Source organism: Roseateles sp. T103, assembly GCF_057219915.1.
In genome coordinates, this window is sequence record NZ_JBXVVS010000004.1 from 229,275 (window position 1) to 242,383 (window position 13,109).

A 13,109-nucleotide genomic window follows, 5' to 3' on the forward strand; every position below is an offset into this window, starting at 1 on the left:
CAGCGCTGGATGTGGCGCCCGTTCAGAACATGAAGGGCGTGCTGCTACCGAAGTCGCGCGGCAGTTCGTCGGCGTCGCCCAGCGTATAGCCGCTGTCCTTCTCGGCGTGAGCCAAGGCGAAGCGTAAATCGGCCTCGTACTGCGCATGGATGCGAAAGAGCGGCTCGCCCTTGGCCACCTTGTCGCCCAGCCGCTTCAGCAGGTCCAGGCCCGCGGACGGCACCTGCGGCGCGCCGGCCAGGCGGGCGATGCGCGCGATGCGCTGGTTGTTCATCGCAATCACCACGCCATCGGCCCTGGCGCAGACCTCGGCCTGCAGCGCACCGGGCTGCAGCGGCACTTCGCGGCGGCCCTGCGCATCGATGATCGCGTTCATCTGCGCCAGCGCGCGGCCCGAGTCGAGGATGTCGCGCGCGATCTGGAAGCCCTCGCCGCCGCGCACGTCGGGATCGAACTCGATCATCCGGCCGGCCAGACGCAGCGCCTTCTGGCGCAGATCCTGCGGCGCGGCCGGGTCGCCCTGCAGCACCTGCATCACGTCGCGCGCCTCCAGCACCGGGCCGATGCCGCGGCCTATCGGCTGGCGGCCGTCGGACAGCACCACATCCAGCTGCAGGCGCAGGTGCTTGGCCGCGTACTCGAACAGTTTCTTCAGCCGCTGCGCTTCGGCGATGGAACGCACCTTGGCGCTCGGCCCCACCGGGATGTCCAGCACCAGATGGGTGGAGCCGGCGGCGATCTTCTTCGAGAGGATGGACGCCACCATCTGCCCTGGCGAATCGATGGACAGCGGACGCTCCACCGAGATCAGGATGTCGTCGGCCGGCGAGAGATCGGCCGTGCCGCCCCAGGCCAGGCAGGCATGGGTCTCGCGCACGATCTCGACCATGCGCTCGAAAGGCAGCTCCACACGGGCCAGCACCTCCATGGTGTCGGCCGTGCCCGAAGGCGAGGTGATCGCGCGCGAACTGGTCTTCGGGCAGGTCATGCCGTGTGCCGCGACGATGGGCACCACCAGCATCGAGGTGCGGTTGCCCGGAATGCCGCCGATGCAGTGCTTGTCCACCACCACGCCGTGGCCGACCTGCTGCTGCCAGTCCAGACGCCGGCCCACCGAGATCATCGCCTCGGTCAGGTGCACGATCTCCTCGCGGTCCAGCTCGAACTGGTTGGTGGCGACGACGAAGGCCGCCAGCTCCACCTTCGAATAGCGCGCGTCGGCGACGTCGCGGATGATCGAATAAATCTCGTCCTTGGACAGGCGCTCGCCGCCGATCTTGCGGTGCAGCGCCGCGATCGAGCGCGGCGGCTCGGCATGGCTGACGCTGGCGCTGTGGCCGTCGCTGACGCCCAGACGCGCGAACGCGTCCTCGCTGACGCCTAGCTCGCAGGCCTTGACGATCTTGTCGTCGCTGACGACGTTGAGCACCGCCAGGATGGTCTGGCCGTTGGCATGGACCTCGACCTTGGACAACGCCTGGAAGCCTGCCGCGCGCACCACCGGGCAGTCGCGGTGCATATAGACCACGTTCTCGCGCCAGGTGTCGATGCCGACGCGGCGGATCTGCAAGGCGCTCCTCGCGGGGCTGGTGCCGGTACTGCTGCTGCTCTCGCTCATGAACGGCACTGTAGCCCAGCGCGCGCCGGATCGGCCGTGCACACCACTCTCAAGGCACAACAAAGGTCACAGGCCAAGACAGTCGAGCCGCCCAGAAGCCTCGCGAGCGGACACTCCGGAGTTCCGCCCATTGGGGTGATGGCCTGACCCCGGTGCAGCGCTACCATGGGCGGAAAGGACGCTACATCAAACCGTTAACCGACGACGCGACTTCTGCCTCGTCTCCGTCACGACGCCACACCAAAGACATCGACAGATGCAAGTGCGCTCGCGCAAGCCATGGCTCCTGGCAGCGACTGCGGTAGCTGCTGCTGCGCTGGGCCTCTTCGGATCGATGCTGAGGCCCAGCGCCGACGCGCCGCCATCGACAGCAGATCCACGCCGCCCGCTTGGGGGCGAAGCCAGGCTTGAGCGAGTACCTGCGCCCGCCAGTCCGCTGCCATCCGATCGATTCGAGCCTCCGTCGACGGTCAATCCGTGGGACCAAGCCTTCTCCGCCGCTGCCGACAAGCCGATCCGGCTCGTCGCCCACCAGGCGGCCGTCAGCGGCAAGCTGGCCGACATCGTCGCGGCCAAGCGCATGGCCTGGAGATGCCTCCAACTGAGCCCGTTGTGGCACGCGCTACGTCTGGAGCCCGACAGACTCGCCAAACCGGACGCGAACCGCGCCAAGGCGATGCAGGCCTTCGAGCAGAGCTGCGAAGGCTACGAAACCGTGCGCAGCCAGGCTTTCAGCGTCCGAGATGACTCGGTGCTGCCGACCTTGGCAGCACTGCTCATCGAACTGATGAACCGTCCGGACGCCCTTGAGAAAGCCAGCCCGCAGGCGCGTCGCGATCTACTCGACTTCGTGCGCGGCACTGGTTCGATCGAGTTGCTCCGCAGTCTCAGGCCCATGCTGCTGACGGATGCCACCCTGCTGGATGCCTACGGCCTTCCGACCGACCACAGGTTCATCCAGGCCAGCGACGCCACCATGCTGCACTATGCGATCGAAATCCAGGCCTGTCAGCGCGCGGGCCGATGCGAGCAAGAAGCCTTGCTGGATGTCGCCTGCCTCTATCCGCAGAGTGTCTATGGCGCTTGCGTGCAGTCGCTGGCTGACTACCCGGCACAGCGCATGTTCGGCCCGCTGGAACAGCGTGCAGACTGGGCGCGACCGCGTGGCACCGGCGTGGTCGATGACGCCCTGCTGACCCTGGCGTCCAAGGACCCCAAATTGGAGCGCATCCTCAAGGGCTGGACTTCCGCCTTGAGCGATGAGGATCTGCGGCAGCGCTGGCTGCAGATCAACGCACTCGTCGCCAAGCTCAGCGGCAGCGCCGAGAAACCCTGAGACGTAGCCAGGAGCCCCAGGCAAGGGGCTGCAGCCACGTCGACGCCGCCCGGCGCCGCTAGCGTGCGTCGCCAGCCAGCGCCGCCGTGATCTGCTCCCGCATGTGCTCGGCCATCGCGCGGCGGTCGGCATGAGCGGTCTGCTCTGCGGGCAGGATCTGCACGTCCACCGCCAGGCCGCGCGCGGTGACGATGGCCCAGACGCTTTGCAGCAGCGTGGTCTCGCCGATGAAGCGGGCCGAGCTGCTGAAACGCTCGCCGGGCTCGTGCCAGCGCAGCGCCACCGGCTGGATCGGCACCTCGGTGGAGATCGCCGCCTGCAGCAGATTGGCGTGGAAGGGCAGCAGCTCGGGGCCGGCGCCGGTGGTGCCCTCGGGGAACACCGCCACCGTGTCGCCGGCCTGCAGCGCCTCGGCGCTCTGGTGCACCACGCGCAACGCGTCGCGCTTGCTGGCGCGTTCGATGAACAGCGTGCCCGCACCGGCGACCATCGCGCCGACCAAGGGCCAGTGCTTGACGTCGGCCTTGGAGACGAAGCGCGCCTCGGGCAGCACCGCGTGGATCGCGCCGATGTCCAGCCACGAGACATGGTTGGCCACCACCAGCTTGGCACCGGGCCGGCCCCGGCCGCGCGAGTCGACACGCACACCCAGCACTGCCAGCATCTTGCGCGACCACCAGGCGATGCGCGCGTGGCGGCCAGCGGCATCGAGCCGGCCGAACTCCAGGCGCATCACCAGAATGCCGTGCAGCACATGCAGCAGCAGGCGCGTCAGGCGCCAGATGGCGATCAGACTGCGCATCGACCGGCTCAGCGATTGCTCGCGTCGTAGGCCAGCGTACCCGCCACCAGCGTGTAGCGCACGCGGCCTGGCAGCTCGAAGCCAGTCAGGTCGGCCGCAAAGGGCGTGTGCTTGCCCTGGCTGAGCAGCTGATCCGGCGTGACGCTCCAGCGCGCCTTCTCATCGAACACGCAGACGTCGGCCACACCGCCGTCGACCAGGCGGCCGGCGCTGGCGGCCAGCGAGCCGATCGCCGTGCCCAGCACGCGCACCGGCGCGGCGGTGACCACGTCCAGCGCCTTGGCCAGCGGCAGCTTGCCGTCCTCGGCCCAGCGCAGTGCCAGGCTGAGCAGCAGCTCCAGCCCTGTGGCGCCGGGCGTGGCCTCGGCGAAGGGCAGGTTCTTTTCGTCCTCGTCCACCGGCATGTGGTCGGAGACCAGCGCGTCCAGCGTGCCATCGGCCAGCGCGGCGCGCAGCGCATCGCGGTCGCGGCCCTGGCGCAGCGGCGGGTCCAGGCGCATCGCCGAGTTGAAGTAGCCGATGTCCACATCGGTCAGGTGCAGCGAGTTGATCGACACATCGGCCGTGATCGGCAGCCCCTCGGCCTTGGCCTGGCGCAGCAGCGCCACGCCGGCGGCGCTGGAGATGCGGCACAGGTGCACGCGCGTGCCGATGCTGCGCACCAGCTCGAAGATGGTGTGCAGCGCGATCGTCTCGGCGGTCACCGGCACGCCGGCCAGGCCCAGGCGCGTGGCCACCGCGCCGCTGGCGGCCACGCCGCCGGACAGCCAGGGATCCATCGGGCGCAGCCACACGGTGTAATCGTAGGTAGCGGCGTACTGGAAGGCGCGGGTGAGGAACTGCGTGTTGCGGATCGGCCGCTCGGCCTGGCCGAAGCCCACGCAGCCGGCCTCGGTCAGCTCGGCCATCTCGGTCAGCACCTCGCCGTCCAGCCCGCGGGTCAGCGCGCCCAGCGGGAAGAGGCGGCAGCGGCTGAGCTTGCGGGCGCGGAACTTCAGCATCTCCACCAGGCCCGGCTCGTCCAGCGCGGGGTCGGTGTCGGGCGGGCAGACCAGACTGGTCACGCCGCCGGCCGCGGCGGCGGCGAGCTCGCTCTCCAGCATGCCGCGCTGCTCCAGCCCCGGCTCGCGCAGGCGCGCCGCCAGGTCGACCAGACCCGGTGCCACGACGAGGCCGCTGGCATCGATGACGCGGTTGGCGTCGAAGTCCGCCGCCACCTCGCCCAGGCCGACGATGCGGCCCGCCGCGATGGCCACATCGCCGATGCGGTCCAGGCCCGATGCCGGGTCGACCAAACGTCCGTTCTTGATGAGGATCTTCATGCTTCGTTTCCAGCGAGGATGGACATCACCGCCATGCGAACCGCGATCCCGAAGGTCACTTGCGGCAGGATCACGCTCTGCTTGCCGTCGGCCACGGCGGAGTCGATCTCCACGCCGCGGTTGATCGGGCCCGGGTGCATCACGATGGCATCGGGCTTGGCCAGCCGCAGCTTCTCGGCGGTCAGACCGAAGTTCTTGAAGAACTCGCCGGCGCTGGGCAGCATCGCGCCGCTCATGCGCTCGTTCTGCAGGCGCAGCATGATGATCACGTCGGCGTCCTTGATGCCTTCTTCCATGCTGTGGCAGACGCGCACACCCATGTCCTTCAGGTCACCCGGCACCAGGGTCTTGGGGCCGACCGCGCGGATCTCCGGCACGCCGAGGATGTTCAGCGCGTGGATGTCGGAGCGCGCCACGCGCGAGTGCACGATGTCGCCGACGATGGCCACGGTCAGGTTGGTGAAGTCCTTCTTGTAGTGGCGGATCGTGTACATGTCCAAGAGGCCCTGCGTCGGATGCGCATGGCGGCCGTCGCCGGCGTTGACCACATGCACATGCGGCGCGCAGTGCTGCGCGATCAGGTAGGGCGCGCCGCTCTCGCTGTGCCGCACGACGAACATGTCGGCATGCATCGCGCTGAGGTTGGCCACCGTGTCCAGCAGCGTCTCGCCCTTGGCGGTGGAGCTGCGCGCGATGTCCAGGTTCAGCACGTCGGCCGACAGCCGCTTGGCGGCGATCTCGAAGGTAGTGCGCGTGCGCGTGCTGTTCTCGAAGAACAGGTTGAACACGCTTTTCCCCCGCAGCAGCGGCACCTTCTTCACCTCGCGGTCGTTGACCGAGAGGAAGGTGCCCGCGGTGTCGAGGATCTGGTGGATCACCGCCTGCGGCAGGCCTTCGATGGAGAGCAGATGGATCAGCTCGCCATGCTTGTTCAGTTGGGGATTTCGTTTACTCAGCATTTTGTTCAGTCCCCTTTCACGTCGAAGGAGAAACGGCCGCTCTCGTCCTTGGCCAGCCGCAGCCGCTGCGCGGGCGCCAGCGTCACCCGCGCGGCCGAGAAGGCCGGCTCGATCGGCAGCTCGCGTCCGCCGCGGTCCACCAGCACCGCCAGCTGCACGCTGGCCGGGCGGCCGAAGTCGAACAGCTCGTTGATCACCGCGCGCGTGGTGCGGCCGGTGTAGAGCACGTCGTCGACGAGCAGGATGTGCCGGCCCTCGACCTCGAAGGGCAGCCGCGTGTGGTCGGCGCTGGCGCTCATGCCCTTGGAACCGAAGTCGTCGCGGTGCAGCGAGCTGGAGATCACGCCGGGCTCGCCGGCCAGGCCGAGGTCGCGCTGCAGGCGCTCGACCAGCCAGGCGCCGCCCGACCAGATGCCCACCAGCACGGTGTCCTTGCCCAGCAGGCGCTGCACGCCCTTGAGCAGATCGGCATAGAGCGCCTCGGCATCGAGGAGAAGTGTGCTCATCGTTCTTGTGTCCTTCTGCAGTCAGTGGCCCGCGCTCTCGCGCAGGAACTGTTCAAGAATCAGCGCCGCCGCCGCGGCATCGACATCGCGCGCGCCCTGGCTTTCGGCCTCGACACTGGTGTAGCGTTCGTCGACCTCGAAGACCGGCAGGCGGAAGCGTCCTTTCAGCTGGCGGCCGAAGCGGCGCGCGCGCTGCGTCACCTCATGTTCGGCGCCGTCCGGGTGGAAGGGAATCCCGATCACCAGCGCCTCGGGCTGCCATTCGCGGATCAGCTTCTCGATCGCGGCAAAGCGCGCCTCGCCCTCCACCGTGATGCTCTTCAGCGGCTCGGCCCGGCCGCTGAAGCGGCTGCCGGTGGCCACGCCGACGCGGCGGGTGCCGAAGTCGAAAGCAAGAAAGGATTGAAGAGAAGAGGCTTGCGCTGCCGGGGCTGGAGCGTGGAGCGGGCTCATGCGTGGCCGGCGTCCTGGCTGAGCATGCGCGGGTCTATGCCCAGCAGGCCCAGCGCCTTCTCGTAGCGCTGCTCGACCGGGGTGTCGAAGATGATGCCCGGCTCGGCCTCGACGGTGAGCCAGCCGTTGCGGCCGATCTCTTCCTCCAGCTGGCCGGCGGCCCAGCCGCTGTAGCCCAGCGTGACCAGCACCTTCTTCGGGCCGGCGCCGTGCGACAGCGCCTCAAGCACGTCGCGGCTGGTGGTCATCTCCAGCCCGCCAGGCACGGCCAGCGTGGCGTTGTAGTGCTGGCCCTCTTCGTCCAGCGGCTCGTGCAGCACGAAACCGCGCTCGGTCTGCACCGGGCCGCCGTAGAACACCGGCCGCGCAGCCATCGCCTCGTCGGGCAGGTCCAGGTCGACCTTCTCGAACAGATTGCCCAGCGTCAGCGAGATCGGCTTGTTGATCACCAGGCCCAGCGCGCCCTTGTCGTTGTGCTCGCACATATAGACGACGGCACCGGCAAACGCGTCGTCCGCCATGCCGGGCATGGCGATGAGGAACTGGTTGGACAGGGCCATCTGGTGCTTGGGCATGCCGGCATTTTATTCGTCGGCGAAACTGCAGCCATGAACAAGCCCTACCGCGAGGCCCTGGTCTGGTTCCGCCGCGACCTGCGCGTGGACGACCACGCCGCCCTGTACCACGCGCTCAAGGCCGCGAGCCGCGTGCACTGCGTCTTCATCTTCGACAGCGAGATCCTCGACGAGCTGCCGCGCCGCGACCGCCGCGTCGTCTTCATCCTGCAGGCCCTGCACCGGCTCGACGAGCAGCTGCGTGCCCTGGGCGGTGCGCTGATCGTGCGCTATGGCCGTGCCCGTGAGCTGGTGCCGCTGCTGGCCGCCGAGCTGGGCGCCGATGCGGTGTTCGCCAACCACGACGACGAGCCCGCGGCGCTGGCCCGCGACGCCGAGGTGCAGCGCCAGCTCGCCGCCTTCGGCTGCCGCTGGCACAGCTACAAGGACCATGTGGTCTTCGAGCGCAGCGAACTGCTCACCGGCGCCGGCAAGCCCTTCGTGGTCTTCACGCCCTACAAGAACCTGTGGCTGAAGAAGGTCGAGCCCTTCTACCTGAAGGCCTATCCGGTGCGCCGCCATGCGCCGCACACCTTGTCCATCCACGAGTTCGCGCGCGGCGTGCCCTCGCTGGCCGAGATCGGCTTCGAGCCTATGGCGCTGGACGCGCATCTGCAGGCCGACCAGGCCGAGGCGATGCTGGACGATTTCCTCGATCGCATGGACCGCTATGCCGACACGCGCGACTTCCCGGCGCTGAAGGGCCCCAGCTACCTGAGCGTGCAGCTGCGCTTCGGCACGCTGTCGATCCGCCGCCTGGCGCGCGAGGCCTGGCAGCGCATGCAGGCCGGCGACCGCGGCGCCGAGGTCTGGCTGTCCGAGCTGATCTGGCGCGATTTCTATCACCAGCTGATGCACCATTTTCCGCACGCGATGGGCGCAGCCTTCAAGCCCGAGTACGACAACATCCTCTGGGAGCATGGCGAGCACGCGCAGGCGCTGTTCGCCGCCTGGTGCGAGGGCCGTACCGGCTATCCGCTGGTGGATGCGGCGATGCTGCAGCTCAACAGCACCGGCTATATGCACAACCGCCTGCGCATGGTCACCGCCAGCTTCCTGATCAAGGACCTGGGCGTCGACTGGCGCTGGGGCGAGCGCTACTTTGCCGAGCAACTGCTGGACTTCGATCTGGCCGCCAACAACGGCGGCTGGCAGTGGGCCGCGTCCAGCGGCTGCGATGCGCAGCCCTATTTCCGCATCTTCAATCCGATGACGCAGAGCCGGAAGTTCGATCCCGACGGGCGCTTCATCCGGCGCTATCTGCCGCAACTGGCCAAGCTTGATGCCAAGTCCATCCATGCGCCGTGGGAGGCGGATGCCAGCGTGCTCGCGGCTGCGGGCGTGGACCTCGGTCACGACTACCCGCTACCCATCGTCTCGCATGCGCTGGCGCGCGAGCGCACGCTGGCGCGCTATGCAGTGGTGAAGGCGGCGGCGGCCGCGGGTTGAGTTTGTTTGTGGCTTGCTGCGCGTGGCGCGAGGAGCGCTGCGGCGGGCTTGCTTTGCTTCATGTCCCCCGCCGCCCAATGGGCGGCTCCTCCTTTACTTCCGCAAAGTAAGCCCACCACATCGCTCCCCGAGGCAGGAGTGGCATGCCACTGGTCGCATGCCACCGTGGTGCAGGCAGTGATGGGCCGGGGCGATTTGCGTAAGTAAAGGAGGAGGGGCTACGAAGTGGCCCCGGGGGACATGGAGCAAATCGCCCCGGCCCGTCGCTGCCTGCGCGCCGCCCCAAGCAAGCCACAAACAAACTCAGCCCGCCGCAGCGCTCCCCGCGCCGCAAGAAGCAAGAACTGCCTAGCCTGAGAGACCAGGTCTCAGACCTTGTACACCCCGCACCCAATGAGCAGATCCCCCGGCAGCGACTGCACGTAGGAGATCTTCTCGTTCACCGCACCGCTCGTCGGGTTGACGGTCTGGTACTCGACCCAGCCGCCATGGTCCTGGTCAATGCGCGCGAAACCGTCGCGCAGCAGCCGCTCCCACTGCAGGCCCTGCACCTGGCGCAGATGCCCACCGTTGAACGAGGGGTTGGGGCCGAAGGCGGTGAACACGCCCTGGCGGTTGAACACGAAGATGTACATGTCGCGGTCGAAGAATTCGCTGCTGCGATCGCAGAAACGCTGCGCCGCCGCCTGTACGCCGCTGCGCTGCACCAGCGCGACCGCCTTCTCGACCAGGCTGCGCGCCTCATCGGCGCTGCCCTGACGCAGCCGGATCGAACGCGCAGCGGTGGACAGCTGCGCAGTGCGCTGCTCCAGCTCGCGCGCGCTGCGTGCCGACTCGGCCACCATCTCGGCATTGCGCTGCGTCAGCTCATTGGCCGCATTGACCGCCCGCGCGATGTGGGCCAGGCCCTCGCACTGCGCGGCGCTGCTGCTGGCGATCTCGCCGACCTGGCCGGTGAGCTCGCGCACGCCGCCGACGATGCCCGACAGCGTCTGCCCCAGCTGCTCGATACGCCTGACGCCGCTGTCCACCTGTTCGGCCGACTGCGCGATCAGGCTCTTCACCTCGGCAGCCGATGCCGCACTGCGCTGCGCGAGACTGCGCACCTCGGCTGCAACGACCGCGAAGCCGCGGCCCTGCTCGCCGGCGCGCGCCGCCTCGACCGCCGCGTTGAGCGCGAGGATATTGGTCTGGAACGCGATGCTGTCGATCACGCCGATGATCTCGCTCATCTGGCGCGAACTCACCTCGATCTTGCGCACCTGCGCCACCGCGTCCTGCATCAGCGCCTCGCCCGACTCGGCGGCGGCACGCACCTCGGTCGAGACCTTGTGCGCCGCCTCGGCCTTGCGCGCATTGCCCTGCACCTGGCAGTCGAGATCGGCCACCAGCGTCGCGGCCTGGGCCAGATTGCCGGCCTGCTGCTGGGTGCGCTCGTCGAGCTGCCGCGTGCCGCTGGCCAGCGTATTGCCGGCCATCGCGACGATGCTGGCGTTGTTGCGGATCTGCGCGACGCGGCCGGACAGCGACGCGCACATCGCGTTGAAGCGTCCGGCGAGCCCAGTGCCGGCGACAGCCTCGGGCATGGTGTGGGAGAGGTCGCCGCGCGCAGCCGTGTCCAGGCCCTGTTGAAGCTGCATGGCGTCGGCCTGCGGCGCACGCCGCAGCCAGGAGGGAAGCAGGCCCATGTCTCGTCCGTCCGCTTATCTTTGTTGTGCTGGTCTCAGGCCCGCAGCCACGCACCGCGCCAACAGCGTTGGGCGCGCACCCGGACCTGAGATCAGGATAAACCTTGCTGACAACCGGGAAAAGCCGCGTTTGTGCCCGCTTTGCCTGTCATCTCAGCTGGCGTGCGACATCGATCACGAAGCGGGCCGGATACGCGCGATCAGCTCGGCATGGCGCTCCAGCCAGCGCTGGAGGCCGCCTTCCCGCCCCTCGAAGACCTTGGCCAGAAAGGCCAGCGTGAGCTCGCGGGTGGCTGCCTTGATGCGTGGATTGAGCAGCACACCGCCGGTGCCGGCGCGGTCGGTGAAGATGCTGTGCGATCCCCCCTCAAAGACCACCAGCTCCTTGCTGACGCTGCCGGTGGCTTCGAACAGCGCCAGACGGTCGGCCGTGTCCGAATAGAAGCCCGGCACGCGGATCACGTCCTCCGTGGCGGTGATGTGCAGCGTCGGGATGCGGATCGTGCCGACGATGGCCGAGGCGTCCCCCTGACCGTGGAAGGGCGGTGCCGAGATCAGGATGGCAGCCTTGATGCGCGGGTCGCGCAGCGGCGCCAGTTCCCCGCTGGGTTGCCCGATGCGCGGCACGCGCGCGCCGGCCAGCAGCAGGCTGGTGTTGGCCCCATAGCTGTGACCGGCCACGGCGATGCGCTCCGGGTCGATGCGGCTGCCACGCTCGCCGGCCAGCAGCTGGTCCAGCGCGAAGCGGACGTCCAGCGCGCGGGCCTCGGCCTCAGCGGCCTGCGCGGCCTCCTGCAGGCGCGCGACCAGGCTCAGCGGATTGCCCCGCCAGAGGCGCCGGTCGCTGCCCGCATGCTGCACATGCAACGCGGCGATGCCCTGGCTGGCCCAGTACTGGCCCAGATAGCTGTAGCCCTGGCGCGAGCCGCCCAGACCGTGCGAGAACACCACCAGCGGCAGCCGTGCCTCGGGCGCTGCCGCGCGCGGCCAGTACAGACGCACCGGCACCTCGCGCCCGCGGCTGGGGTCCTGCAACTCCCAGTCCAGCGCCTCGAAGGCCGGCGCCTCGGCCGCCGCCGTGAGTGGCGGCTCCAAGGGCACGGCAGGCGCTTGCGCGCGAACGGCCGGCACCGCGGCCAGCGCGATCAACAGGGCAGCCAGGCGGCCGCGAGACATCTGCCAGACAGACACAGCCCACTCCGATGAGACAGCGCCGTGAGCTTAGCCGCTTGCCGGCGCCTGTGCTGCGCACGGGCGATTCCTGCCCGCCGCCTGCCCCTCAGAACAGCTCGACCGCGCTGCCTTCGGTCTGCTCGCTGATCAGCCCGGCCTCGACCAGCGCCGCATGGCTGCAGACCTGATCGCGGCCGGCGCTCTTGGCGTGGTAGACGGCGCGATCGGCACGCGCGAAGGCACTGCTCGGCGTGTCACCCGGACGCACCCGGGTCATGCCGACGCTGACCGTGATGCGACCGACCTGAGGAAAGACGTACTGCGCCGTGGTGCGACGCAGGCGCTCGAAGGCCTGCAGCGCCGCGCCCTCGTCGGGGCAGCGCACCAGCACCACGAACTCTTCGCCGCCGAAGCGGTAGAGCCTGTCATGGAAGCGGAAGCTGCCACGCATCAGGCGCGAGAGCAGCAGCAGCACCTCGTCTCCGATCAGATGCCCGAAACGATCGTTGACCGATTTGAAGTGATCGATGTCGATCACGCCCAGCCAGTAGCCGGATGTGTCGAAGGACTGCCGGCGCTCCTGCTCGTGCTGCCGATCGTTCACTGACAGCCGTACTTCGCCGGCCGCCTTGAGAAAGCTCTCGTCGAAGGTCTTGCGGTTGAGCAGGCCGGTCAGCGTGTCGCGCTCGCTGTAGTCCAGCAGGCCGAGGAAGTTGTTGTAGATGCGCAGCACACTGCCCACCAGGCGCAGCTGCGCGGCGCGCGGCTCGGCATTGGTGTGCAGTTCCAGCACGCCGATCGCCTCGCGCTCGCTGGCCAGCGGGAACAGCGTGAGCCAGCTCTCGCCCAGGCAGCGCTTGAGCACCGCGCGCTCACGCATGCAATCGATGCGCTCGGGATGCTGGGCCGCGGCGGGCAGCTTCTCCGGCTCCTGCCACAGCGGATCGGCAGTCGCCACAGCGTCGTCGGCATGCAGCCTGGCGCGCGTCAGCCAGCGCTCCTGACCCGGATCGCCGACGAGGCGGAAGATGCCCACCGCCATCGGCTCGAGCAGCTCGCGCAACGCGGTGACCAGCGTGACGTCCATGACGTCCCGATCCCGGAAACCGGTCAGCTCGGCCAGATGCTCAACGACTTTGGACATGCTCCCAATAACCCGCCTGTCGCTCGCGGCGCGCCAGGCGCCACG

At 68.8% G+C, this 13,109-nt stretch carries 12 protein-coding genes; 2 read left to right on the top strand and 10 right to left on the bottom strand.

The features are described from left to right. Positions 1–22: 22 nt before the first annotated feature. Positions 23–1,618: a thymidine phosphorylase family protein gene (locus tag AC2EBS_RS13560; RefSeq protein WP_484728949.1), complete on the bottom strand. Its 1,596-nt coding sequence runs from the start codon at positions 1,616–1,618 to the stop codon at positions 23–25. 334 nt (positions 1,619–1,952) lie between these two features. Here AC2EBS_RS13560 and AC2EBS_RS13565 point away from each other — a divergent pair, with 334 nt between their 5' ends. Next, positions 1,953–2,954, top strand: coding sequence for a hypothetical protein (locus AC2EBS_RS13565; RefSeq protein ID WP_484728950.1), 1,002 nt, complete (start codon positions 1,953–1,955; stop codon positions 2,952–2,954). A 58-nt stretch (positions 2,955–3,012) separates the two neighbouring features. Here AC2EBS_RS13565 and AC2EBS_RS13570 read toward each other — a convergent pair whose 3' ends face one another. The 6 genes from AC2EBS_RS13570 to AC2EBS_RS13595 are packed head-to-tail and all read right to left on the bottom strand — an operon-like array spanning position 3,013 to position 7,571. After that, positions 3,013–3,756 carry a lysophospholipid acyltransferase family protein gene (locus AC2EBS_RS13570; protein ID WP_484728951.1) on the bottom strand — a complete coding sequence of 248 codons (744 nt, stop codon included), beginning with the start codon at positions 3,754–3,756 and terminating at the stop codon, positions 3,013–3,015. An 8-nt stretch (positions 3,757–3,764) separates the two neighbouring features. Beyond that, positions 3,765–5,078, bottom strand: coding sequence for a dihydroorotase (locus AC2EBS_RS13575; RefSeq protein WP_484728952.1), 1,314 nt, complete (start codon positions 5,076–5,078; stop codon positions 3,765–3,767). Further along, positions 5,075–6,046, bottom strand: a complete 972-nt coding sequence (locus AC2EBS_RS13580; protein WP_484729144.1) for an aspartate carbamoyltransferase catalytic subunit — start codon at positions 6,044–6,046, stop codon at positions 5,075–5,077. Before AC2EBS_RS13580 ends, AC2EBS_RS13575 begins: the two co-directional genes overlap by 4 nt. Continuing rightward, positions 6,043–6,543: a bifunctional pyr operon transcriptional regulator/uracil phosphoribosyltransferase PyrR gene (gene pyrR / locus AC2EBS_RS13585; protein ID WP_484728953.1), complete on the bottom strand. Its 501-nt coding sequence runs from the start codon at positions 6,541–6,543 to the stop codon at positions 6,043–6,045. Before pyrR ends, AC2EBS_RS13580 begins: the two co-directional genes overlap by 4 nt. 21 nt (positions 6,544–6,564) lie before the next feature. Further along, positions 6,565–6,996, bottom strand: a complete 432-nt coding sequence (gene ruvX / locus AC2EBS_RS13590) for a Holliday junction resolvase RuvX (RefSeq protein WP_484728954.1) — start codon at positions 6,994–6,996, stop codon at positions 6,565–6,567. Further along, the gene (locus AC2EBS_RS13595) at positions 6,993–7,571 is read right to left on the bottom strand and encodes a YqgE/AlgH family protein (protein ID WP_484728955.1); all 579 of its coding nucleotides are present in this window, start codon (positions 7,569–7,571) and stop codon (positions 6,993–6,995) included. The genes ruvX and AC2EBS_RS13595 overlap by 4 nt, the downstream gene beginning before the upstream one ends. A 33-nt stretch (positions 7,572–7,604) precedes the next feature. Between AC2EBS_RS13595 and AC2EBS_RS13600 the strand changes: the two genes are divergently transcribed. Continuing rightward, positions 7,605–9,059 carry a cryptochrome/photolyase family protein gene (locus AC2EBS_RS13600; protein WP_484728956.1) on the top strand — a complete coding sequence of 485 codons (1,455 nt, stop codon included), beginning with the start codon at positions 7,605–7,607 and terminating at the stop codon, positions 9,057–9,059. A 368-nt stretch (positions 9,060–9,427) separates the two neighbouring features. On the opposite strand, the gene AC2EBS_RS13605 is transcribed toward AC2EBS_RS13600, so the two are convergent. The 3 genes from AC2EBS_RS13605 to AC2EBS_RS13615 form a co-directional block, all read right to left on the bottom strand. Continuing rightward, positions 9,428–10,747, bottom strand: coding sequence for a methyl-accepting chemotaxis protein (locus AC2EBS_RS13605; protein ID WP_484728957.1), 1,320 nt, complete (start codon positions 10,745–10,747; stop codon positions 9,428–9,430). A gap of 174 nt (positions 10,748–10,921) precedes the next feature. Next, positions 10,922–11,938, bottom strand: coding sequence for an alpha/beta hydrolase family protein (locus AC2EBS_RS13610; protein ID WP_484728958.1), 1,017 nt, complete (start codon positions 11,936–11,938; stop codon positions 10,922–10,924). Between the two features lie 88 nt (positions 11,939–12,026). Continuing rightward, on the bottom strand, positions 12,027–13,064 hold the full coding sequence (locus AC2EBS_RS13615; protein WP_484728959.1) for a GGDEF domain-containing protein: 1,038 nt from the start codon (positions 13,062–13,064) through the stop codon (positions 12,027–12,029). Between the last annotated feature and the right edge of the window lie 45 nt (positions 13,065–13,109).